We start from the raw sequence: 21537 nt of genomic DNA, 5'->3' as shown, positions 1-21537 counted from the left end.
TGACCTTAAGCCGGCAAGGGCGAAGGCCGCCCCCGGTGATGATCCGGGGGCGGCCTTCGGCCGGAGATACGTGGGGGCTGCCTTCGGGAAGCCCGCACGGGTCAGGCGCCGCGGCGACGCCGGCTGTAGTAGACGGCGGCCGCGCCGCCGGCCACCAGCAGGCCACCGATCGACATGGTGAGGCCCATCGGGGCGCCGGTGAGCGGGAGCGTGCCACCCGCGCTGACCCCGGCCGGCGTGCTGGGCGTGGCCGCGGGAGAGGTCTCCGGAAGCTCCCCGCCCGGCGGGACGGTCAGGGCGCTGGCGGGCGGCGTCGACGGCACGGGGCCGTAACCGCTGTTGCCGCGGGCCGGAGCGACATCGGCGTCGTCCGTGGCGACGGGCACGACAGCGGCCGCGCTCGGGTTGTCGCACTGCTCGCCCTGCTGCACATCCGAACACGGGGTGGTCATCACGGCGGGGTGCTTGGCCACGGCGGCGGACTCGTCGCCCGTCGCGGCGGCCGGGGACCCGGTAAGGGCCAGAGCGGCGATGACGGTGACGCCGGCCGCGGGTAGTCCAGCGGCCAACCGGCGCGTCAAACTCATGAAGGGAATCCGTTCTGTTGCGAAAAGTCGTCAAGGTCCGATGTGAGCTTAGCGGCTTATGCCCGAATTTGTCGCATCTTCCCTCAGCGGGTCTTTTCAGCTCGGAACGCCTCCGAAGCGATGACTGCGCCACAAGTGCGACAAAGCGAAGACCTTCAGCTCGAACTGCGGGTCCGCCGCGAAGAACTCGCCGCTGTACGGCGCGCGCAACTGCACGCTCGCCCCGGACTCGAGGTAGACGGAGACGACCGTGCGGCCACCGCGCCGCTCGGCGCGCAGATCGACGACCCGGCTCCACGGCTCGACGCCCTCGCGGAACGGCGTCATGGTGTGGATGCCGCCCGCGTCGACCGCGGTGCCGAGCCGGGGCCGCAGCAGGACCCCGGCCACCGCCCCGGCCAGCGGCGGCCCGAACGCCAGCAGCGGCCAGGCCCAGTGCGGTGGCGTCGCGCGAGTCCAGCCCAGCGCACCCAGCGTGACGAGGAGTCCCACCGCCGCGGCGAGAACGCCGAGGTACATGCCGTGGGCGAGGGCCTGCTGCCAGGTGGGGCGGAATCGCGTTGCGTCCATGTCTGTTCAACGGCGCGGGTCACGACCGGGCGCCGCACTGGCGGTGCGCCGCGATGCATCGACGTAACGTTGAGGGCATGGCAATCGACAAGACCACCCTGCCCACCACCGAGGACGAATGGCGGGTCCGCCTCAGCCCCGAGGAGTTCCGGGTGCTGCGCGAGGGCGCCACCGAGCCGGCCTGGCGCGGCGAATACGTCGACACCAAGACCGAGGGCATGTACGCGTGCCGCGCCTGCGGCGCCGAGCTCTACCCGAGCGACACGAAGTTCGACTCGCACTGCGGCTGGCCGTCGTTCGACGACGCCGTCCCGGGTGCGATCAAGGAGATCGAGGACCGCAGCCTCGGCATGGTCCGCACGGAGATCCGCTGCGCCCGGTGCGACAGCCACCTGGGCCACGTCTTCAAGGGCGAGATGATGACGGCGAAGAACACGCGGCACTGCGTGAACAGCCTGTCGATCAAGCTGGACCCGAAGTAGGGACCCGGGTGAGGTCCTCCACCGTGTAACGCACGCCGGTGCCCGGCGCCTGCGCGTCGGCACCGGCGGTGACCCGCCACTGCGGACCCAGCGCCGGTGCGAACGTGTCGCCCTCGACGGCCAGGTCGATGCGGGTCCGCACGATGTGGCCGGCCATCGGGAGGAAGGCGGCGTAGATCGCGCCCCCGCCCATCACCCAGAAGTCGTCGTGGACCTTCAGCAGGTCGTCGACCGAGCCGAAGACCTCCGCGCCCGCCGCGCTCCAGCCCGGCTGCCGGGTCAGCACCACGTTGCGGCGGCCGGGCAACGGCCGGAACCGCTCCGGCAGCGAGTCCCACGTGGCCCGGCCCATCACGACGGTCGAGCCCATCGTGCGCTCCTTGAAGATCTTCTGCTCGCCGGGCAGGTGCCAGGGGATCCCGCCGTCCGCTCCGATCACCCCGCCCCGGGCCTCCGCCCAGATCAGGTGGACGGTCATACCGCCACCGGGGCGCGCAGCGCCGGGTGGTGCTGGTAGCCGGCCAGCGAGAAGTGCTCGAAGGTGTAGTCGAACAGCGACTCCGCCGGCGCCATCTCCAGCTTCGCGAACGGGTATGCCGGCCGGCTGAGCTGCTCGCGCACCTGCTCGACGTGGTTGGAGTAGACGTGGCAGTCGCCCCCGACCCAGATGAAGTCGCCGGGCACCAGGCCGACCTGGGCCGCGATCATCTGGGTCAGCAGGGCGTAGCTGGCGATGTTGAACGGGACGCCGAGGAACATGTCCGCGCTGCGCTGGTACAGCTGGCAGGAGAGCCGGCCGTCGGCGACGTAGAACTGGAACATCGCGTGGCACGGCGCGAGCGCCATCTCCGGCAGCTGGGAGACGTTCCAGGCGGAGACGATCATGCGGCGCGAGTCCGGGTCGCTGCGCAGCGTGGCGAGCAGGTCGGTGATCTGGTCGACGTGTCCGCCGTCGGGGGTGGGCCAGGAGCGCCACTGCCGGCCGTAGACCGGGCCGAGGTCGCCGTTCTCGTCGGCCCACTCGTCCCAGATGGTCACACCCCGGTCGCGCAGCCACCGCGTGTTGCTGTCGCCGCGCAGGAACCAGAGCAGCTCGACCGCGACGGACTTGAAGTGCACCCGCTTGGTGGTGATCAGCGGGAAGCCCCGCGACAGGTCGTAGCGCAGGCGCTCGCCGAAGAGGCTGACCGTGCCGGTGCCGGTGCGGTCCGCCTTCGGGGTGCCGGTCTCGAGGACCCGGCGCAGCAGATCTTCGTACTGGGTGTCGACCATGACCGCCACGCTAGCGCCTCGGGGCGCCCGGGGCCGCACACGACCCCGGGCGTCGCGGGTCACATGCCTTAGTGCGCCCAGGACTCGCTCATCGCCGAGATCTGCTGGTTGAGCTGCTGGAGGTCGCGGTTGGGCTCCTCGCCCTTCTGCTTCGCCGGGTCGACCGCGGTGAAGCCGAGCTGGGAGCCGAGCTGTTGCCACCGGGCGAACAGGATCATCTCGATCAGGACGTCCTTGACGTCCTCGTGGGCGGCCTCGAGCTCCTTCACGGCAGCCTCGTACCGCTCCACCTTTTTCAGCAGGTCAGAACTATCGCGAGTGGTCATACCGGCAGGTTACCCAAATATGAACCTTTTTCAGGTTGATATCCGGAAAGACCGGCATGCCCCTGTTCACCACGCTACAGGTCGAACTCGCCGTCCTTGGCGCCCCCGACGAATGCGTCCCATTCGGCCGGGGTGAAGAACAGCACGTCCCCCTCGGGGTGGCGGGCATCCCGCACGGCAACGCCGACATCGAGCAGGGCGACCTCGACGGCGGCGGCACCCGCCTTCTCGGACGCGGCGCTGCGGCGCCACACGGCGTTGGACAGGTCGGCCTCGAACTTCTCCACGCGCACAGTCTGCCAAGCGACCGCACCGGACGGAAGGGAGGTAACCGGTACGAGTTCACGACGCGGCGCGGCCGCCGAGAGTCAGAGGACCAGTTCGCTGCCGTTCGGCCCGACGGCGTCGGCGTGCTCGTCGTCCATCCAGATGCCGTCGCTGGCCAGGTAGCGGAAGCTGTAGCGGCCCGGGTCCAGCCGAACGGTGACCGTGCGGGTGCCGTCCCGGCGCACCTTGAGCTCGTGCAGCCCCGGCTCCCAGTCGTTGAAGGTGCCGACCACGCTCACCTGGCCGGAGGGCGCATCCTTCGGCAGGCAGAACGTCACCCGGGTCTTGTTGCCGAAGAGCTTGCTTCGCTTGATCATTTTACCCTCCAGACTCCGCGTCACCTCCTGTCCCAACCGCCCGAGGGCGCGTTGGGTGACGCATAAAATCTGATTCATGTATCCGGAGCCCCGCGAAGAGATCCGGGTGGCGTCGTTCCGCGATCTACCCGCCACCACCCTGTACGCGATCATGAAGCTGCGCGTCGACGTCTTCGTCGTGGAGCAGAAGTGCCCGTACCCGGAACTGGACGGGCGCGACACCGAGCCCGGCACCCGGCACGTGTGGCTGGCCCGCGGCGACGAGGTCCTCGCCTACCTGCGGATCCTCGACGACGGCGAGACCGAGCGGATCGGCCGGGTGGTGACGGCGCCGAACGCCCGAAAGGACGGTTACGCGAGCCGGCTCATGGAGCACGCCCTCACGGTGATCGGCGCCCGACCCAGCACGCTGGAGGCCCAGGCCCACCTGTCCGGCTTTTACGCCCGGTTCGGCTTCACCGTGGCCGGGCCGGGCTATCTGGAGGACGGCATACCGCACGTACCGATGCGGCGGGCTTGGCCGGACCGGTGCCGGTCCGGCCAAGCCCGGCGGTGACGCATCATGCAAGCGCTAGCTAGCCGACCAGGGGAGCCCGGTCGACGTACGCAGCCGCACGTGCCCGGCTGAGCGCCAGGACCGTGAGCGCGCATAGCAACGAGGTGGCCGTCGCTGTCGCGATCAGGTGTTGCGGGCCGAAGCTGAAGTATTCGACCGGCTTGAGCGGGGCGTGCAGGACGTGAACGGCGAAATCGGAGTCGTCGAGATGGCTCAGCAGTAGCCGGGTGTTGGCGGCGAAGGCGATCACCGGCAGGGCCGCGCCCGCCAGGCCCGCCCCGGCCAGGAGGCCGACCGCCGCGCGGCGCAGGGTCGACAGGTTCCGCATGCGGTACGAGACACCCGCGGTCAGCAGCCACCCGATGACGGCACCGACGAACGCCCCGGCCACAGTCGATGGCAGGTAGGCGCCGCCGCGCTCGGCGAAGATCGTGGTCTTGACGGAGACGCCGTCCTCGCCGCGGCACTCATCGGCGCGCAGGACGAGGCCGTCGTTGCGCGCGGCGACGAATCCGCCGGAGCAGCCGAGCTCCGTGACCGCGGCCGGTTTGCGGGAGCGTAGCTCCCATCCCTGGTCCGCGAGCCGTGCCAGTGCCTGCTGCGCCGTCCAGCCGGGCGTGGAGATCAGGCCGGTGCCGCCACCGACCATCTCAGCGGTCGACGAGGTCAGCACCGGGCCGGCGGGCAACTTGTCGGACGCGCCTTCAGGCCCGCCCGCGATGACGTCCGAGAGCCGGTCCACCTGCACCGTGGACGGCAGGGCGGCGAACGTCCGCTCGCCCAGCCACGATCCGGCCGCCGCGCCGAACCCGCCAAGCGCCAGCACCGCCAGCACCGCCGCCAGCAGGACCGCCGGTCGCTCACCCGGCAACCGGAACCGCTGGCGCAATCCGCCGAGGAGCAGGTCCGTCATCTCGGCACGGCTCGGGCGCCGACGCTCCGGCTCGGACGTCTCCATCAGGGTCGTGAGGATCTCGACGCCGTGCTGACGCCGGTAGTAGCCGGGGTAGGCCAGCAACAGCCGGCGATACCAGTTCTCGAGGGAGGCGTTCGGGGCGGGCCAGGCAGCCTGGGTCATGCGACCGCCTCCGCCAGGGCCGACATGCCCGGAGCCAGTCGGCGGCGCAGCTGCGTCTCGGCTGCCGCGGCGTGCCGCCGCAGCCGCTCGGCCTGGTCGGCGAGTGCGGCGGCGCCGCTGTCGCTGAGCCGGTAGTAGCGCCGCAACCGCCCGTCGACTTCCTCGCTTCGGTCGATCTCGATGAGGCCCTGGCCGGTGAGGCGGTCGAGGGCGCCGTAGAGCGTGCCGGCCCGCAGTCGCACGTCTCCGTCCGACAGGTCGGCCACGGACTGGATGAGCCCGTAACCATGAAGCGGCTGGGCCGCCAGAGCGGTGAGGATCAAGAAGGTTGGCTCTTGCATGATCGACAACATACGCCTGCCGATATATATCGTCAACCGTACTATGGCGCCGGGCTGAACCGCCGGGCGCTACGGGAGCGAGGCGACGATCTCGGTGAGCGAGCGGCGGCGGCCGGTGTAGAACGGCACCTCCTCGCGGACGTGCCGGCGCGCGGTCGAGGCCCGCAGGTCGCGCATCAGGTCGACGATGCGGTGCAGTTCGTCCGCCTCGAACGCCAGCATCCACTCGTAGTCGCCGAGCGCGAACGACGCGACCGTGTTGGCCCGCACGTCCGGGTAGCCGCGCGCCATCCTGCCGTGCTCGGCCAGCATGGAGCGCCGCTCCTCGTCCGGAAGCAGGTACCACTCGTAGGACCGCACGAACGGGTAGACGCAGACGTACGGGCGTGCCTCCTCGCCGGCCAGGAAAGCGGGCAGGTGGCTCTTGTTGAACTCGGCCGGCCGGTGCAGCGCCATCTGCGACCAGACGGGCTCGAGGTGGCGCCCGAAGGCGGTACGCCGCAACAGCCCGTACGCCTCCTGCAGCGCGTCCGGCGACTCCGAGTGCCACCAGACGAGGAGGTCGGCGTCGGCGCGCAGGCCGGAGACGTCGTAGGTGCCGCGCACCACCACGTCCTTGCCGAGCAGCTGCTCGAACAGCGCGTCGACCTCGCGGGCCAGATCCTCGCGCAGCGCGGGAAGCGGCGACACGGCCCGGAAGACCGACCACATCGTGTAGCGGATCGTCGCGTTCAGCTCCTTGACCCGCGCGGCGTTGCTCTGCGGCTGATCGGTCATCGCTCCTCCAGGTGTCTCAGGACGTCATCTGCGGCGCTCTCGCCGCTGGCCACGCAGGCCACGATGCCGACACCGTCGTACGCGGCACCGGCCAGGGCCAGTCCGGGACGGTCGGCGAGCGCGGCCCGGGCCCGGGCGACCCGGTCGAGGTGGCCGGGCGCGTACTGCGGCAGCCCGCCGCCCCAGCGCTGCACCCAGGAGGCGACCGGCGGCGGCAGCGGGCCGCCGATCAGCGCGCCCAGCTCGGCGTGCGCGGTCGCGGCGAGCGCCGCGTCGTCGTGCTGCAGCCGCGCCTCCTCGCCGGCCCGCCCGAGCGACGCCCGGACGATCACCGGACCACCGGCGCGGCGCAGGTGCGGCCACTTGTGCGTGACGAACGTGGCCGCCTTGACCAGGGTGCCCTCGGTCGGCGGGACCAGGAACCCGGACAGGTCGGGCAGCGGTGTGCCGGGCGGCAGCGCGAACGCGACCAGGGCGACGCTCGCGTAGTCGAGCGACTCGACGCCGGCGGCCGCGGCGGCATCGAGGCCAGCGAGCAGCCGCGCGGCCGGACGGGCGGGCACGGCCAGCACGACGGCGTCGAACTCCTCGGTCCGCGGCGCCGGCACCGGGCCGAGCAGCAGCCGCCAGCCGCGCGGGGTGCGCTCCAGCTCACGGACGGGCAGGCCGAGGCTGATCCGGGCGCCGGCGGCGTCCTCGGCGGCGTCGATCAGGCGGCTCATGCCGCCGTCGACCGCGGCGAAGACCGGGCGGCCGGGCACCCGCACCGCCGCGGCCTGTGCGGCACGGACCGCGCCGGCCAGGGTGTGCTCGGTGCGGGCCGCGCGGGCCAGCGCGGGCATCGTGGCGGCCAGCGAGAGCCGGTCGGCTCGGCCCGCGTAGACCCCGCCGAGCATGGGGTCGACGAGCCGGTCGGCGACCTCGTCGCCGTACCGGGACCGGACCAGGGTGCCGACGGCGACGTCGGCGCCGGGTGCCAGCAGCGGGCGGCCACCGTCCCGGTCGGCGTCGGCCGCCGGCCGGGCGACCGGGCCCAGCGTGCGCAGGTCACCGGGCACGCCGACGAGCGTCCCCTTGGGCAGCGGCTCGAGGCGGCCCCCGATGGCCAGCGCCGCTGGGACAGCGGCCGGGTGCACGAGGGCGTCGCCGAGGCCGACCGCCCGCGCGAGGCGCACCGCCGCGGACTCGCCGCCGTCCGGCCCGCCGGCCAGGAAGGACTCGGCGCCCCGCTCGACGAGCGTGCCGGAGAGCTCACCGGTGCGCAGCTTGCCGCCGAGGCGGTCGGACTGCTCGAACACGGTGATCTCGGTGCCGGCGGGCGCCCGGTCCCGAATCCGGACGGCGGCGGCCAGCCCGGCGATACCACCGCCGACCACCGCCACCCGCTTGCGCACGAACCCGAGCCTAATGGCCGCGCCGCGCGCGGCCGGATCGCGCCCCCGCGGCAGTTGTCGATGTCACCGAAGCACCCGCGGGCGTCCGGCGATCAGCCGCCGTGTACGAGTTCGACCAGGCGGGTCAGGACGTCGGGGTCGGTCTCCGGCATCACGCCGTGGCCGAGGTTGAAGACGTGGCCCGGTGCCGCGCGTCCCTCGGCGACCACCCGCCGGGCCTCCCGCTCGACCACCTCCCAGGGCGCGAACAGGATCGCCGGGTCGAGGTTTCCCTGCACGGCCCGGCCCGGCCCGATCATCGTCGTGGCCCGGTCCAGCGGCGTACGCCAGTCCACCCCGACGACGTCCGCACCGGCCTCACCCATCGCCTCGAGCAGGACGGCGGTGCCGACGCCGAAGTGGATCCGGGGCACCCCCGCGTCCTCAAGGCCGCGCAGCACCCGCGTCGAGTGCGGCAGGACGAACCGGCGGTAGTCGGCCTCGGACAGCGCGCCCGCCCACGAGTCGAAGAGCTGGATCGCGCTGACCCCGGCGTTCACCTGCACCCGCAGGAACGCCAGCGTGATGTCGGCCAGCCGCGAGCACAGCGCGTTCCACAGGTCCGGTTCGCCGTACATCATGGCCTTGGTCTTCAGGTAGGTCCGTGAAGGGCCGCCCTCGATCAGGTAGCTGGCCAGGGTGAACGGCGCGCCGGCGAAGCCGATCAGCGGGATCGGGCCGAGCTCGGGCACCAGCATCCGCACGGCCTCGTCGACGTATCCGACGGCGCCGGGCTCCAGGGTGCGCAGGCCGGCGACGTCCGCGGCCGTGCGGATCGGCGAGGCCACCACCGGGCCGGTGCCGGCCACGATGTCGAGGTCGACGCCCGCGGCGGCCAGCGGCACCACGATGTCGCTGAACAGGATCGCGGCGTCGACGCCGTGCCGGCGCACGGGTTGCAGGGTGATCTCGGTGACCAGGTCGGGGCGGCCGCAGGATTCCAGCATCCCGACGCCCTCGCGGATCTTGCGGTACTCGGGCAGTGAACGGCCCGCCTGCCGCATGAACCAGACGGGCGGGTGCGGCACCGGCAGGCCGCGGCAGGCCCGGACGAACACCGAATCGTGGAGAGACTTGGTCACTCGCGACATCGTGCCATGTGAGTGAACGGCGCCGTGCGGCGCGCCGCGCGGCACCGGATCGAGGTGATCGGCATAGGCTTCGTCCCATGGGGCCCACGTCCGCTGCACCCGAGGCGTTCACCCGCGCCGTCGCCGGGCTGCGGGCCGCCGCGCCGCGCGAGGAGATCCTGCTCGAGGAGATCGCCGCGCCGCAGCGGCTGGCCCCGTACGGCTTCGCGCTGAGCGCGACCGTGCTGCGCGAGGGTGACGAGGTGGCGAGCGGCCGGCTGATCCTGCTGCACGACCCGGCCGGGCACGACGCCTGGCAGGGCAACCTGCGGCTGGTCACGCTGATCACGGCCGAGCTGGAGTCCGACATGGCCGGGGACCCGCTGCTGCCCGCGGTGGCCTGGACCTGGCTCACCGACGGGCTCGACCTGCACTCGGCGCTCTACACGGCGATCGGCGGGACGATCACCCAGACCACGTCGACCCGCTTCGGCGAGCTGGCCGGCCCGGCGCCGACCGCCGACCTGGAGATCCGCGCGTCGTGGACGCCGACCTCGGACGACCTGGGCGCACACCTGCAGGGCTGGTGCACGATGCTGGCCTCGACGGCGGGCCTGCCGCCCCCGGGCGTGACGGCCCTCAACAACCGCCAGCGCGCGGGAGCGAACTAGCAGACCTTGAAGGCCTCGCAGGCCGTCTTGATCGGTACGCCGATGCCGATGCCCTCGGCGTCGCGGGCCTTGGCCGTGGCCAGCCCGATCACCTCGTCCTTGCTGTTGACCACCGGTCCGCCGGAGTTGCCGGGATTGATGGGCGCGTCGAACTGGATCGTCGGTCCGCCCGCGTCGTCCGGCCGGTAGGCGCTGACCACCCCGGTGGTCACGGTGTCCTCGAGCCCGAGGGGCGCGCCGACGACCACGACCTGTTGTCCGGGCTTGACCGTCGCGGGCGCCGTGTCCAGCCCGGCGATCTTGCGGTTGGCCCGCAGCAGCGCCAGGTCACTGCCCTTGTCGACCTTGATGATGGTCGCGGAGAGCTCGTCCTTGCCGCGCTCCAGGAAGACCTTCCGGGCGCCGGACTCCCACACCGTCTCGATCACGTGGTAGTTCGTCAGCAGGTTCGCCTGCCCGTCCGCGGCCTTGTCGCCGACCGAGAACGCCGTACCCGTGAAGTTGCCGGCCCGGACCCGGAAGACGCTCGGCAGCACCGTCCGCGAGATGGCCTCGGGGTCGAAGACCCCGGCGAGCTGCTTCTCCAGCCGGTCGGCCCGGTCGGCGAACTGGTCCTGGCGGTCGAGCGCGGTCGCGAGCTGATCGGTGCTGGCGGCCAGCCGGCGGTCGACCCGGTCGAGGCGCCACGCCTGCCACCCGGCGACCAGCAGCAGGACGACGACCAGCAGCATGGTGGCCAGCCGGCTGCGCCCGCGACCGTTGAGCACGGCCGGTTCGCTCGCCGGCTCGGCGACGAGCGGGTAGGGCGCGCCGCCGGTCGGCGACGCCAGGTGCGGCCCGGCGCCCTCACGCGCCGGGCGCGGGTGCCCGATCCGGGGCACGGCCCGGGAGGCGGTGGCCCACTCACCGGACGGGTGGTCGGGCAGGCTCAGGAGCGGATCCCGTGGTTGCCTGCGCGGGATCGGCGCCCCGAAGGGGTCGTAGGCGGTCGTCATGCGGCGCAGGCCTCCCGGGTATCGACGCTCCGGCCGGTAGTACGGACGAAACGGGGTCCGCGGACGGGCGCCGAACGGCTTTCTTGAAACAACCGGTCGGATTTATGGAAACGGCCGAGTGGATCGAGCGCCGACGCGCCGGGACCCGGCTGCGCGCCAGGGAGGCGGTACCCCCGTACGGTTACGGAGTGACCGACGAAGAACCCCTGCGCCGTCGGGACGCGCCGGACCAAGCAGGGGACGGACCGCACTCCGTGCCGCCCGACCTGACGTCTGGCGGTCCCGAGCCCGAACCCTCCCGCACGTCGATTCCCCTCACGGCGCCCAGGGAGGGCACGCCGCGGCCGGTGGAGACCGCCGCGGAGCTCGCCGAGATCGTCGCGCGGATGGCGGCGGGATCGGGCCCGGTGGCCGTGGACGCCGAGCGCGCCTCCGGCTACCGGTACACCCAGCGGGCCTACCTGGTGCAGCTGCGCCGGGCGGGAAGCGGCACGGTCCTGATCGACCCGATGCCCCTGGACGACCTGCACACGCTGGACGAGGCGCTCGCCGAGACGGAGTGGGTGCTGCACGCGGCGAGCCAGGACCTGGCCTGCCTGGCCGAGATCGGCATGAAGCCGAGGAAGCTCTTCGACACCGAGCTGGCGGCGAGGCTCGCGGGCTTCGAACGGGTGGGCCTCGCGGCGCTGACGGAGCAGCTGCTGGGCTACTCGCTGGAGAAGCACCACTCGGCGGCGGACTGGTCCACCCGGCCCCTGCCGGAGTCCTGGCTGACGTACGCGGCGCTGGACGTGGAGCTGCTGACCGACCTGCGCGATCTGCTCGCGGCGGAGCTGGACCGGCAGGGCAAGTCGGCCTGGGCGGCCGAGGAGTTCGCGGCCCTGGTGGCGAGCGCGGACCGCCCGCCGCGCACCCGGCCCGACCCGTGGCGGCGCACCTCGGGAATCCACCGCGTCCGCGGCGCCCGCGCGCAGTCGCGGGTCCGCGCCCTCTGGCAGGCCCGCGACGCGGTGGCGGCCCGCCGCGACTCGGCGCCGGGCCGCGTCCTGCCGGACTCGGCCATCATCGCGGCGGCCGAGCTGGACCCGAAGGAGGAACGCACCCTGCTGGGCCTGCCGGGCTTCGGCGGCCGGTCGGTGCGCCGCCTGGCCCGCGTCTGGCTGGACGCCCTCGACGGCGCCCGCGCCCTGTCCGACGACGAGCTGCCGGTGAACGTGCCGGTCGACGGCCCGCCGCCGCCGCACCGCTGGGCGGAGCGCGACCCGATCGCGGCGGCCCGGCTGCAGCGCTGCCGGCAGGTGGTGATCGGCACGGCGGAGGCGCACAACCTCCCGCCGGAGAACCTGATCAGCCCGGACTTCATCCGCCGGCTGGCCTGGTCCCCGCCGCCGGAGGTGACCGAGAAGACCGTGTCGGACACGCTGAAGGAGTTCGGCGCCCGCGACTGGCAGATGGGCCTGATCGCCGACAAGATCGCCGAGGCCCTCCCGGAGCCCTCCGACGACTGAGCGGTTCCCGATCGGGGCACGACACCCAGGTCAAGATCGACGACCGGGTGCCGTGCCCCTTTTTCGTGCGGCCTGGGCGGAACCCGCCACCAGGCACGACATCCCGATTCGGCGCCCGCGTCACGGGTCCTTCGCCAAAGATGTGAGAACGAGGACCCCGCACCCGGCTGGGCAACAAAGTTACCGACGAGTAGCATCAGGGCTCTAACTCCCTGGGTTCGCCTGCAAGGAGGCTTGTTGTGCCCCGAGTAAGCCGCGAGGTCGTCTTCGTTGACGGCGTACGCACCCCGTTCGGCAAGGCGGGCGGCATGTATGCCGAGACCCGCGCCGACGACCTGGTGATCCGCTGCATCCGAGAGCTGATGCGCCGCAATCCGCAGCTGCCGCCCGAGCGCGTGGACGAGGTCGCCATCGCGGCCACCACGCAGACCGGCGACCAGGGCCTGACCATCGGCCGGACCGCCGCGCTGCTGTCCGGCCTGCCCAAGACCGTGCCCGGCTACGCCATCGACCGGATGTGCGCCGGCGCCATGACCGCGGTGACCAACGTCGCCGGCGGCATCGCCATGGGCGCATACGACGTCGCCATCGCCGGCGGTGTCGAGCACATGGGCCGGCACCCGATGGGCGAGGGCGTCGACCCCAACCCGCGGATCCTGGCCGAGAAGCTGGTCGACCCGTCCGCCCTCGTGATGGGCTCCACCGCCGAGAACCTGCACGACCGCCTGCCGAACATCACCAAGGCGCGCGTCGACGCGTTCGGTCTCGCCTCGCAGGAGAAGACCGCGAAGGCGTACGCGAACGGCAAGCTGCAGCCCGACATGGTGCCCGTCGCCGTCCGCAACGCGGAGGAGGGCTGGGGCCTGGCCACCGTCGACGAGGCGCCGCGCGCCACGTCGCTGGAGAAGCTCGCCACCCTCAAGACGCCGTTCCGTCCGCACGGCCGGGTCACCGCGGGCAACGCGGCCGGCCTCAACGACGGCGCCACCGCCGCCATCCTTGCCGACGAGGACACCGCCCGCGAGCTGGGCCTGCCGGTCGCCATGCGGCTGGTCTCGTACGGCTTCGTCGGCGTCGAGCCGGAGATCATGGGCTACGGCCCGATCCCGTCGACCGAGAAGGCGCTGCGCCTCGCCGGCCTGACCATCGACGACATCGGCCTGTTCGAGCTCAACGAGGCCTTCGCCGTCCAGGTGCTCGCGTTCCTCGACCACTACGGCATCGCCGACGACGACCCGCGGGTGAACCCGTGGGGCGGCGCGATCGCCATCGGTCACCCGCTGGCCAGCTCCGGCGTCCGGCTCATGACCCAGCTGGCGCGGCACTTCGAGGAGCACCCCGAGGTCCGGTACGGCATCAACGCCATGTGCATCGGCATCGGCATGGGCGGCACGGTCATCTGGGAGAACCCCCACTGGGAAGGTGCGGACAAGTGACGGCTCTGCCTGCTTACCCGAACGAGGTCGTGACCAAGGCGCTCGTCCGCCTGGTCCGGGTGCCCGGGCTGGACAAGCCCGCCGCGATCATCACCCTCGACAACGGCCTGGACTACAAGAAGCCGAACAGCTTCGGCCCGGCCGGGCTGCGCTCGCTCGACGAGGCCATCACCAAGGCCACCGAGGCCGACCCCGCGTTCATCGCGCTGACCGGCAAGCCGTACATCTTCTGCGTCGGCGCCGACATCACCGGCATGCCGTTCATCACCGAGCGGGACCAGGCTGTCGCGCTCGGGGAGCTGGGCCACGCGGTCTTCGCCCGCCTGAAGAACTCCGCCATCCCGACGTTCGCGTTCATCAACGGCGCGGCGCTCGGCGGCGGCCTCGAGTCCGCCCTGCACTGCCACTACCGCACCGTCTCCAGCGGCGCGGCGGCCCTCGGCCTGCCCGAGGTCGCGATCGGCCTGGTGCCCGGCTGGGGCGGCAGCCAGCTGCTGCCCAACCTCATCGGCCTGCCGGGCGCGGCGCAGGTCATCCTGCAGAACCCGCTCACCCAGAAGGTGCTCCGGCCGAAGCAGGCCGCCGAGCTGGGCCTCGCCGACGCGCTCTTCGAGGCGGCCGACTTCCTCGAGCACTCGCTCGAGTGGGCCGCCGGCGTCGTCAAGGGCGAGATCACGGTCACCCGCCCCGAGGTCGACAAGGACATGTGGGAGGGCGTGCTCTTCTTCGTCAAGCAGCAGCTCGACGAGAAGCTGCACGGCGCGGTCCCGTCGGCCAACAAGGCCCTCGAGCTGCTCGCGCTGGCGAAGGACGCGTCGTTCGAGGACGGCACCGCCGCCGAGACCGAGGCGCTCGCCGACCTGATCATGGGCGACGAGTCCCGCTCCAGCCTGTACGCGTTCGACCTGGTGCAGCGCCGCGCGAAGCGCCCGGTCGGCGTGCCGGACAAGTCGCTGGCCCGCAAGGTCACCAAGGTCGGCATCATCGGCGCCGGCCTGATGGCCTCCCAGCTCGCCCTGCTCTTCGCCCGCCGCCTGCAGGTGCCGGTCGTGCTGACCGACCTGGACCAGACCCGGGTCGACAAGGGCGTCGGCTACGTGCACGGCCAGATCGACAAGCTGGTCGGCAAGGGCCGGATGGACGAGGGCACCGCCGCCAAGCTGCGCGGCCTGGTCAGCGGCTCGGTCGACAAGTCCGTCTTCGCCGACGCCGACTTCGTGATCGAGGCCGTCTTCGAGAACCTCGACCTCAAGAAGCAGATCTGGGCCGAGCTGGAGAAGATCGTCACTCCCGAGGCGATCCTGGCGACCAACACCTCGTCGCTGTCGGTGACCGAGATGGCCGCCGACCTCGAGCACCCCGAGCGGGTCGTCGGCTTCCACTTCTTCAACCCGGTCGCCGTGCTGCCGCTGCTCGAGATCATCAAGGGCGAGCGGACCGACGACGCGGCGCTGGCCACGGCGTTCGCCGTCGGCAAGGAGCTGCGCAAGTCGTCGGTGCTGGTCAAGGACGCCCCGGCGTTCGTGGTCAACCGGCTGCTGACCCGCTTCACCAGCGAGGTCTTCAACGCCATCGACGCCGGCACGCCGCTGGCGGTCGTCGACTCGGCGCTGGACCCGCTGGGCCTGCCCATGCGCCCGATCGCGCTGCTTCAGCTGGTCGGCCCCGCGGTGGCCTACCACGTGGGCGGAACGCTGCACGCGGCGTTCCCGGACCGCTTCGGCGACAGCCCCAACCTCAAGAAGATCGTCGACGCCGGCCTGCCGCTCATGGTCGATGACGAGATCAACCCCGAGGTGGTCAAGCTGGTCGAGGGCGGTTCCGCCCCCCTGACCGCCGAAGAGGTACGCACCAAGGCGCTCGAGGCGCTGGCGCAGGAGATCCGGCTGATGCTGGACGAGGGCGTCGTCGCCGAGGCGCAGGACATCGACCTGTGCATGATCCTCGGCGCCGGCTGGCCGTTCCACCTGGGCGGCGTCACGCCGTACCTGGACCGCAGCGGCACCTCGGAGCGGGTCACCGGCAAGCGGTTCCTGCCGCGCGGCGTGGCCAGCCTGCCCGCCTGACCGGTTTTCTCGGCACATCGTCCCCGCGTCGGTCCCGGCGCGGGGACGATGGTCTTTACGGCACTCGGTTCCTCGAGTGACGGGTTCGCGACGCCATGGGTCGTCCGGGGTCGGTAGGCTCCGGCGGCTGACGTCTTTAGTTCTGGAGTTTCCATGTCACAGCCGCCGTACCCGCCGCCCTCCCCGGGAGAACCCGGGCCCGAAGGTGGCTACCAGCCGCCGGCGGCCCCGGGCTCCTACCCGGCCCAGCCTTCCTACCCGCCGCCCGCCGACCAGGGCGCATACCCGCCGCCGCCCGGCCAGGGTTCCTACCCGCCGCCCGGCCAGCCCTCGTACCCGCCGCCGCCCGGCGAGCAGGGCGCATACCCGCCGCCCGGCGAGCAGGGCGCATACCCGCCGCCCGGCGAGCAGGGCGCGTACCCGCCGCCCGGCGACCAGGGCGCGTACCCGCCGCCCGGGGGCGGAGTGCCGCAGTACGGCATGGCCCCGCCCCCGAAGAAGAAGTCGTCGGCGCTGAAGATCGTGCTCATCGTGGTGGGCGTCATCGCGCTGCTCTGCGTCGGCGGTAGCGTCGCCGTATTCTTCGCCGCCAAGGACAAGATCACAGAGGTCGTCGACGCCTCCAAGATCACCGTGGTTGAGCCGGAGACGCTGGGCGGCCGCCCCAAGACCACCAACCCCGGCCTGCAGGACAGCGTCGAGGGCCTCGACGGCCAGATGGCCCAGATCCCGGGCGCCACCGGCTCGGTCGGCGCGGTCTACGGCGACCCGGTGGAGCAGGACCTCGTCATGGTCGCCGCCGCGTCCTCGATCAACGGCTCCGCGCAGAGCCGCTTCGACGACTTCACCTCCGGCCTCAGCGCGGGCGGCATCAACATCGACACCATGACCGACACCGACCCGGGCCCGCTCGGCGGCATCGCCAAGTGCGGCGACAGCGACACCGCGGGCGTGCCGATGGCGGTCTGCGTCTGGTCCGACAACGGCAGCGTCGGCATGATCACGATGATGTTCAAGAAGAAGGCCGACCTCGAGAAGGAGTTCGTCGCGATGCGCGGCGAGATCGAGCAGAAGTCCTGACCCGTGCCGCGAGCCCGCCGGACCGAGAGGTCCGGCGTGGCGCAGATCGCGGAAACGCGGACGCCACGGCGGCCGGCGGCGGTTTAGGGTCGGTGCTACCGATCGAGTCGTCGCCGGAGCCGGGGCCCGAGGTTTCACGTCACGCGCGTGACGAGGTCGGCTAACGGTGTCATGTCCGGCATGTCTGCACCACGCGGGCCGGGCCCGGCGCAGCCCCCTGCCGTTGCCCGATCGATGGAGCGTTGATGTCGCAGCCCCCGAACCAGCCCTACTCCGGGCAGCCCCACCCCGAACAGCCCGGCGCCGGCCAGCCGGGCCCGCCGGACCATGCACCGACCCAGCCCTATCCGAGCCAGGCCGGCGAGCCTTACCAGGGCCGGCCTAACCCGGACGTGCCGACCTCGGTCCCGCCACAGCCCGGCTTCCCGCCGCAGCCGCCGGACGCGCAGCCCACGTCCGGCCCGCCCGACTACACCCAGCCCGGCTATGCACCGCCCGGCTACGCACCGCCCACGCAGGCACAGCCCGGCTACGGACAGCCCACGCAGGCACAACCCGGCTACGGGCAACCCGCGCAGGCACAACCCGACTACGGACAGCCCGCGCAGGCACAACCCGGCTACGGACAGCCCGCGCAGGCACAACCCGACTACGGACAGCCCACGCAGGCACAACCCGGCTACGGGCAACCCGCGCAGGCACAACCCGACTACGGGCAACCCGCGCAGGCACAACGCGGCTACGGACAGCCCACGCAGGCACAGCCCGGCTACGGACAGCCCACGCAGGCACAACCCGGCTACGCGCAGCCGGGCTTCTCGCAGCCCGGTTACCCGCAGTCCGGGTCGCCGATGCCGGGCTACCCGCCCCCGCCGAAGGCGAAGTCGAGGGCGTTGCCGATCACCCTGATGTCGATCGCCGTCGTTCTGGTGCTCTGCGTCGGTGGCAGCACGGCCATCTACCTCGCGAGCCGCAACACCGCCAAGGACATCGCGGACGCCCTGGCGACGCCGACGCCCACGCCGACCGAGACCACCGCGCCGCCGCCGTCGTCCACGATCACCGTGGTGGAGCCGAAGACGCTCGGCGGCCGGCCCAAGCTGACCGACCCGAAGTTCTCGGGCGCGGGCGAGCAGCTGCGGCAGGGCCCCGCCAACGTCCGGGGCGCCACGCAGACGGTCGGCGCTCTCTACGGCACGCTGAAGAAGCGGGACATCGTCATCGTCGCGGCCGCCGCGGCCCCGGTCGAGGACCCGGAGCGCGACCTGGAGGCGTCGTTCGCCGACGCGGACGCCGACGAGCTGAAGCTGACCGGCATCACGATCGCCGACCCGGGCCGGCTCGGCGGCGTGGCCAAGTGCGGCAAGGGCGAGGCCGGCGGCGCCCCGATCGTCATGTGCGGCTGGGCCGACGAGGGCAGCGTCGGCTGGGTGATCTGGTACTTCACGTCGATGAGCAAGGCGAAGGGTGAATTCCCCAAGCTCAGGGCGCAGGTCGAGAAGAAGTCAAACTGACACGCCGCACGGCCACGTCACACGTTGGCCTCACTCCCGATACGAACGTGACGCGGTCAGTGGCGATCGCCTCACCGATGCCGTAACGAAACATCAAGCCGACAGGATGGTTCGCCGGGTCCCCACCGGGGCCCGGCTATCGGTTCGACTGGCAGAGGAGCGTCCGGTGTTACTCCCGCAACTTCGCCGTGTCCGCTGGGCCGTGCGAGCGACCCTCGTCCTGGGCGTCGCGGCCTCCGTGGTCGCGAACATCCTGCACGCACAGGACAACCCGATCAGCCAGGCCATCGCCGCCTGGCCGCCGCTCGCCCTGCTGCTCACGGTCGAGCTGATCTCGAGGGTCCCGGTACACCGCCGCTCCCTGGCCTTCGCCCGGCTGGTCGCGACCGCGACGATCGCGGGCATCGCCGCATGGGTCTCCTACTGGCACATGGCCGGCGTCGCCGCCCGGTACGGCGAGACGGGAGCGTCGCCGTACCTGCTGCCGCTGTCGGTCGACGGGCTGATCGTGGTCGCGAGCATCTGCCTGGTCGAGCTGGGCGGACGGATCTCGTCGCTGGAGGCCGAGACGACGAAGGCGGCCCGCGAGGGCACGCGGCCGGCCGCGACGCCCGGTGCCGCCGAGAGCGTCGCGCCGGGCCTGGTCCCCGTGCCGGCTCAGGCGGCTTCCGCCGCCGGCGGGCCGGCGGCAGCCGGTGTCCGGCGCAACCGCGCCACGGCGGCCGCGCTGGCCGAGGTCGCCGCCGCGCTCCCCCGGACGGGTCTGCCCAAGACCCGGGGCGCCGAGGTGTCCGCCTTCGCGCCGACGCTGACCCGCCAGACCGCCCGCGTCACCGCTCCCGCGCAGTCCGCGAGGGCGACCGGCCCGGGCCGGGCCGCCGTCGCGGGAACGGCCGGGGCCAAGACCGCCAAGGGCCCGGCACCGGCGAAGAGCGCCGGCAAACCCGCCGCGAGGACCCGCCGGACCCCCGCCGAGACGATAAAGGCCGCAGTGGAGATCAAATCCCGCCGCCCGGAGATCACCGAGGCGGAGCTGGCGACGGAGCTGGGCATCAGCGCCTCGCGCTGGCGCACCATCCGCCGCGAGGCGGGCCACGGCGACGACCTTCGCCTGGCGGCGTAGCCGGCTCAGCCGGGAGCGACGCCGAGTCCCTTGGCGCGAGGCACGGTAGCCGTGGCCGCCACCACCGGCGTCTTGTCCGCCGCCGGCAGGCTCACCGTCACCTCCAGGCCGCCGCCCTCCTGCGCCACGGCCGAAACGGTCCCGCCGTGCGCGTCGCAGACGGCACGCACGATCGACAGGCCGAGCCCCGACCCGCGCGATCCGGTCCGCTCCCAGCCACCGCGGCGGAACGGCTCGAACAGGCCCGGCACGTCGGCCGGGTCGACCTCGTAGCCGGTGTTACCCACCACCAGCCGGGCGTGGCCGTCCACGTTCTCCGTGCGCAGCCAGAGCCGGCCCATCAGGTGGTTGTAGCGGATCGCGTTCTCGATCAGATTTCCGGCCAGCCGGTCCAGCAGGCTCGGGTCGCCGACCACCGGCGCCGCCCGCAGGTCCGTGGTCACCTCGAGCTTCATCCGCTCCGCCTCGGCCTTCACCGCCGACAGCGCGTTGTAGACGCTGGTCGCCAGGTCCGCCGGCACCTTGCGCACCAGCCGCCGGCCGGACTGTGCCTCGCTGCGCGCCAGCACCAGCAGCGCGTCGACCAGGCCGTTCGCGCGTTCGGAGGCGTTGCGCACGACCTTGGCCATGCGGCGGTACTCGGCCACGTCGGCCTCGTCGTCGGTCAGCGTCACGTCGATCTCGGTGCGCATGACCGCCAGCGGCGTGCGCAGCTCGTGCGACGCGTTCGCCACGAAGCGCTTCTGCGACTCGAACGCACCGGCCAGCCGGTCCAGCATCGCGTCGAAGGTGCCGGCCAGCTCCGCCACCTCGTCGTCCGCGCCGGAGTAGCGGATGCGCTGGTCCAGCGTCTCCTCGCCGAGGCGCTGCGCGGTCGCCGTGACGAAGTGCAGCGGGCGAAGGGCCCGGCCGGCCACCGCGTACGCGCCCGCGATGCCGATCAGGCCGATGACGAAGAGCGCGATCAGGCCCTTGAGCAGCAACTCCCGCGAGGCGCGGTCGACCAGCTCGGTCTGCCAGGTGAGCGCTTCGACCCGGCTGCCGTCGGTGAGCACCACCTGGGTGCCCGCCTGCAGCTGGACCGCCGGGTGCAGGGCGTCGCCGACCAGGAGCCAGGCCAGCAGCACCAGGATCGCGCCCGCACCGACCAGCAGGATGCCGTTCAGCAGGGTGAGCCGCAGCCGCAGCGTCGGCCGCAGCCGCAGCCGTTCGCGCCGGCTCGCGTAGACGGTCACGCCCCGCCACCGGCGGGCATCACGACGACCGGTTCGGGGACGCGGTAGCCCGCGCCGACCACCGTCTCGATGAGCGGCGGGTCGCCCATCTTCTTGCGCAACGTCATCACCGTCACCCGGACCGTCGTCGTGAACGGGTCGGTGTTGGCGTCCCAGACCCGCTCGAGCAGCTCCTCGCTGGACACCACGCCGCCGCGGGCTTTGAGCAGCTCCTCGAGGACGCCGAACTCCTTGTTCGTCAGGTCGATCGGCACGCCGCCGCGGGTCACCACCCGGCGGGCCTGGTCGAGGATCAGGTCGCCGACGGTCAGCACCGGCGGCGCCGCCGGGGTGGCCCGCCGGCCCAGCGCCTGCACCCGGGCCACCAGTTCCTCGAAGGCGAACGGCTTGGGCAGGTAGTCGTCGGCGCCGAGCTGCAGGCCCTCGACGCGCTCCGCGACGGTGACGCTGGCCGTCAGCATCAGCACCCGGGTCAGCGCCCCGGAGGCGACCAGCGCCGCGCAGATCTCGTCGCCGTGCATGCCGGGAAGGTCCCGGTCCAGCACGACGACGTCGTAGCGCGTCACGTACGCCATCTCGTGGCCGGCCAGGCCGTCGTACGCGACGTCGACCGCCATACCCTTGCGGCGCAGCCCCCGCGCGATCGCATCGCAGAGGTTCCGCTCGTCTTCCACCACCAGCACGCGCACCCGCGGTCCTCCGAAGTCACAGTCAGTTCGCCGCCAAGCCTCCCCGCCAGTGTGTGAAGAGGCCGTAAGTGCAGGCTACCGGTC

24 protein-coding genes are annotated in these 21537 nt (G+C 72.5%); 9 read left to right on the top strand and 15 right to left on the bottom strand.

Features of this window, described 5'->3' with window-relative positions; translation table 11 throughout:
• Window positions 1–101: 101 nt before the first annotated feature.
• A complete protein-coding gene (locus AB0B58_RS04615; RefSeq protein ID WP_360217363.1) occupies window positions 102–587 on the bottom strand; it encodes an LPXTG cell wall anchor domain-containing protein in 486 nt (161 codons plus the stop codon).
• A 96-nt stretch (window positions 588–683) separates the two neighbouring features.
• Window positions 684–1157, bottom strand: a complete 474-nt coding sequence (locus AB0B58_RS04610; protein WP_360217360.1) for a hypothetical protein — start codon at window positions 1155–1157, stop codon at window positions 684–686.
• A 77-nt stretch (window positions 1158–1234) separates the two neighbouring features.
• Here AB0B58_RS04610 and msrB point away from each other — a divergent pair, with 77 nt between their 5' ends.
• The gene (gene msrB, locus AB0B58_RS04605; protein WP_360217357.1) at window positions 1235–1639 is read left to right on the top strand and encodes a peptide-methionine (R)-S-oxide reductase MsrB; all 405 of its coding nucleotides are present in this window, start codon (window positions 1235–1237) and stop codon (window positions 1637–1639) included.
• Here msrB and AB0B58_RS04600 read toward each other — a convergent pair.
• The 5 genes from AB0B58_RS04600 to AB0B58_RS04580 form a co-directional block, all read right to left on the bottom strand.
• Complete coding sequence (locus AB0B58_RS04600) at window positions 1620–2117, bottom strand: dihydrofolate reductase (protein ID WP_360217354.1); 498 nt, start codon at window positions 2115–2117, stop codon at window positions 1620–1622. The genes msrB and AB0B58_RS04600 overlap by 20 nt on opposite strands.
• Window positions 2114–2911, bottom strand: a complete 798-nt coding sequence (locus tag AB0B58_RS04595) for a thymidylate synthase (protein ID WP_360217351.1) — start codon at window positions 2909–2911, stop codon at window positions 2114–2116. Before AB0B58_RS04595 ends, AB0B58_RS04600 begins: the two co-directional genes overlap by 4 nt.
• Before the next feature lie 68 nt (window positions 2912–2979).
• Window positions 2980–3237: a hypothetical protein gene (locus tag AB0B58_RS04590; protein WP_360217348.1), complete on the bottom strand. Its 258-nt coding sequence runs from the start codon at window positions 3235–3237 to the stop codon at window positions 2980–2982.
• Between the two features lie 74 nt (window positions 3238–3311).
• On the bottom strand, window positions 3312–3524 hold the full coding sequence (locus tag AB0B58_RS04585) for a DUF397 domain-containing protein (RefSeq protein WP_360217346.1): 213 nt from the start codon (window positions 3522–3524) through the stop codon (window positions 3312–3314).
• 81 nt (window positions 3525–3605) lie between these two features.
• Complete coding sequence (locus AB0B58_RS04580; protein ID WP_360217344.1) at window positions 3606–3881, bottom strand: isoamylase early set domain-containing protein; 276 nt, start codon at window positions 3879–3881, stop codon at window positions 3606–3608.
• A 76-nt stretch (window positions 3882–3957) separates the two neighbouring features.
• Here AB0B58_RS04580 and AB0B58_RS04575 point away from each other — a divergent pair, with 76 nt between their 5' ends.
• On the top strand, window positions 3958–4437 hold the full coding sequence (locus AB0B58_RS04575) for a GNAT family N-acetyltransferase (RefSeq protein WP_360217342.1): 480 nt from the start codon (window positions 3958–3960) through the stop codon (window positions 4435–4437).
• 19 nt (window positions 4438–4456) lie between these two features.
• On the opposite strand, the gene AB0B58_RS04570 is transcribed toward AB0B58_RS04575, so the two are convergent.
• The 5 genes from AB0B58_RS04570 to hemE all read right to left on the bottom strand — a co-directional run bounded on the left by AB0B58_RS04570 (window position 4457) and on the right by hemE (window position 9148).
• Window positions 4457–5515 (bottom strand): hypothetical protein, encoded by a 1059-nt coding sequence (locus tag AB0B58_RS04570; RefSeq protein WP_360217339.1) that lies wholly within the window; start codon window positions 5513–5515, stop codon window positions 4457–4459.
• Window positions 5512–5856 carry a PadR family transcriptional regulator gene (locus AB0B58_RS04565; protein WP_360217336.1) on the bottom strand — a complete coding sequence of 115 codons (345 nt, stop codon included), beginning with the start codon at window positions 5854–5856 and terminating at the stop codon, window positions 5512–5514. The genes AB0B58_RS04570 and AB0B58_RS04565 overlap by 4 nt, the downstream gene beginning before the upstream one ends.
• 69 nt (window positions 5857–5925) lie before the next feature.
• Window positions 5926–6633, bottom strand: a complete 708-nt coding sequence (gene hemQ, locus AB0B58_RS04560) for a hydrogen peroxide-dependent heme synthase (RefSeq protein ID WP_360217333.1) — start codon at window positions 6631–6633, stop codon at window positions 5926–5928.
• Window positions 6630–8027: a protoporphyrinogen oxidase gene (gene hemG / locus AB0B58_RS04555; protein ID WP_360217330.1), complete on the bottom strand. Its 1398-nt coding sequence runs from the start codon at window positions 8025–8027 to the stop codon at window positions 6630–6632. The genes hemQ and hemG overlap by 4 nt, the downstream gene beginning before the upstream one ends.
• A 92-nt stretch (window positions 8028–8119) precedes the next feature.
• Complete coding sequence (gene hemE, locus AB0B58_RS04550) at window positions 8120–9148, bottom strand: uroporphyrinogen decarboxylase (protein ID WP_360217327.1); 1029 nt, start codon at window positions 9146–9148, stop codon at window positions 8120–8122.
• A gap of 86 nt (window positions 9149–9234) precedes the next feature.
• On the opposite strand from hemE, the gene AB0B58_RS04545 reads away from it, so the two are divergent.
• The gene (locus AB0B58_RS04545; RefSeq protein WP_360217324.1) at window positions 9235–9807 is read left to right on the top strand and encodes a DUF3000 domain-containing protein; all 573 of its coding nucleotides are present in this window, start codon (window positions 9235–9237) and stop codon (window positions 9805–9807) included.
• Here the strand turns inward: AB0B58_RS04545 and AB0B58_RS04540 are convergent.
• On the bottom strand, window positions 9804–10802 hold the full coding sequence (locus tag AB0B58_RS04540; RefSeq protein WP_360217321.1) for a S1C family serine protease: 999 nt from the start codon (window positions 10800–10802) through the stop codon (window positions 9804–9806). The two genes, AB0B58_RS04545 and AB0B58_RS04540, sit on opposite strands and share 4 nt — an antisense overlap.
• A gap of 188 nt (window positions 10803–10990) precedes the next feature.
• Here AB0B58_RS04540 and AB0B58_RS04535 point away from each other — a divergent pair, with 188 nt between their 5' ends.
• The 6 genes from AB0B58_RS04535 to AB0B58_RS04510 all read left to right on the top strand — a co-directional run bounded on the left by AB0B58_RS04535 (window position 10991) and on the right by AB0B58_RS04510 (window position 19529).
• Window positions 10991–12310 (top strand): ribonuclease D, encoded by a 1320-nt coding sequence (locus tag AB0B58_RS04535; RefSeq protein ID WP_360217318.1) that lies wholly within the window; start codon window positions 10991–10993, stop codon window positions 12308–12310.
• A 239-nt stretch (window positions 12311–12549) separates the two neighbouring features.
• On the top strand, window positions 12550–13746 hold the full coding sequence (locus tag AB0B58_RS04530) for a thiolase family protein (protein ID WP_354722217.1): 1197 nt from the start codon (window positions 12550–12552) through the stop codon (window positions 13744–13746).
• Between the two features lie 5 nt (window positions 13747–13751).
• Window positions 13752–15812, top strand: coding sequence for a 3-hydroxyacyl-CoA dehydrogenase NAD-binding domain-containing protein (locus AB0B58_RS04525; protein WP_360217529.1), 2061 nt, complete (start codon window positions 13752–13754; stop codon window positions 15810–15812).
• Window positions 15813–15965: 153 nt separating this feature from the next.
• Window positions 15966–16892, top strand: a complete 927-nt coding sequence (locus AB0B58_RS04520) for a hypothetical protein (protein ID WP_360217314.1) — start codon at window positions 15966–15968, stop codon at window positions 16890–16892.
• Between the two features lie 245 nt (window positions 16893–17137).
• Window positions 17138–18406: a hypothetical protein gene (locus tag AB0B58_RS04515; protein WP_360217311.1), complete on the top strand. Its 1269-nt coding sequence runs from the start codon at window positions 17138–17140 to the stop codon at window positions 18404–18406.
• 166 nt (window positions 18407–18572) lie between these two features.
• Entirely contained in the window at window positions 18573–19529 is a 957-nt protein-coding gene (locus tag AB0B58_RS04510; RefSeq protein WP_360217308.1) for a DUF2637 domain-containing protein, read from the top strand.
• Window positions 19530–19534: 5 nt separating this feature from the next.
• Here AB0B58_RS04510 and AB0B58_RS04505 read toward each other — a convergent pair whose 3' ends face one another.
• Window positions 19535–20764, bottom strand: coding sequence for a HAMP domain-containing sensor histidine kinase (locus AB0B58_RS04505; RefSeq protein WP_360217305.1), 1230 nt, complete (start codon window positions 20762–20764; stop codon window positions 19535–19537).
• Entirely contained in the window at window positions 20761–21453 is a 693-nt protein-coding gene (locus AB0B58_RS04500) for a response regulator transcription factor (protein ID WP_360217302.1), read from the bottom strand. The genes AB0B58_RS04505 and AB0B58_RS04500 overlap by 4 nt, the downstream gene beginning before the upstream one ends.
• Between the last annotated feature and the right edge of the window lie 84 nt (window positions 21454–21537).

Origin of the sequence: Actinoplanes sp. NPDC049118, assembly GCF_040648555.1 — a bacterium.
In the GTDB taxonomy this organism is placed as follows: Bacteria; Actinomycetota; Actinomycetes; order Mycobacteriales; family Micromonosporaceae; genus Actinoplanes.
The sequence above is the reverse complement of the archived record's forward strand: the minus strand, read 5'-3'. Positions and strand labels throughout refer to the sequence as shown.

Bases quoted from the DNA above. Each gene is read 5' to 3' on its own strand.
- hemQ (WP_360217333.1), bottom strand. From the start codon at position 6,633: ATGACCGATCAGCCGCAGAGCAACGCCGCGCGGGTCAAGGAGCTGAAC.
- AB0B58_RS04615 (WP_360217363.1), bottom strand. From the start codon at position 587: ATGAGTTTGACGCGCCGGTTGGCCGCTGGACTACCCGCGGCCGGCGTC.
- AB0B58_RS04580 (WP_360217344.1), bottom strand. From the start codon at position 3,881: ATGATCAAGCGAAGCAAGCTCTTCGGCAACAAGACCCGGGTGACGTTC.
- AB0B58_RS04570 (WP_360217339.1), bottom strand. From the start codon at position 5,515: ATGACCCAGGCTGCCTGGCCCGCCCCGAACGCCTCCCTCGAGAACTGG.
- AB0B58_RS04595 (WP_360217351.1), bottom strand. From the start codon at position 2,911: ATGGTCGACACCCAGTACGAAGATCTGCTGCGCCGGGTCCTCGAGACC.
- AB0B58_RS04520 (WP_360217314.1), top strand. From the start codon at position 15,966: ATGTCACAGCCGCCGTACCCGCCGCCCTCCCCGGGAGAACCCGGGCCC.
- AB0B58_RS04610 (WP_360217360.1), bottom strand. From the start codon at position 1,157: ATGGACGCAACGCGATTCCGCCCCACCTGGCAGCAGGCCCTCGCCCAC.
- AB0B58_RS04575 (WP_360217342.1), top strand. From the start codon at position 3,958: ATGTATCCGGAGCCCCGCGAAGAGATCCGGGTGGCGTCGTTCCGCGAT.
- AB0B58_RS04590 (WP_360217348.1), bottom strand. From the start codon at position 3,237: ATGACCACTCGCGATAGTTCTGACCTGCTGAAAAAGGTGGAGCGGTAC.
- AB0B58_RS04600 (WP_360217354.1), bottom strand. From the start codon at position 2,117: ATGACCGTCCACCTGATCTGGGCGGAGGCCCGGGGCGGGGTGATCGGA.
- AB0B58_RS04545 (WP_360217324.1), top strand. From the start codon at position 9,235: ATGGGGCCCACGTCCGCTGCACCCGAGGCGTTCACCCGCGCCGTCGCC.
- msrB (WP_360217357.1), top strand. From the start codon at position 1,235: ATGGCAATCGACAAGACCACCCTGCCCACCACCGAGGACGAATGGCGG.
- AB0B58_RS04540 (WP_360217321.1), bottom strand. From the start codon at position 10,802: ATGACGACCGCCTACGACCCCTTCGGGGCGCCGATCCCGCGCAGGCAA.
- AB0B58_RS04565 (WP_360217336.1), bottom strand. From the start codon at position 5,856: ATGCAAGAGCCAACCTTCTTGATCCTCACCGCTCTGGCGGCCCAGCCG.
- AB0B58_RS04515 (WP_360217311.1), top strand. From the start codon at position 17,138: ATGTCGCAGCCCCCGAACCAGCCCTACTCCGGGCAGCCCCACCCCGAA.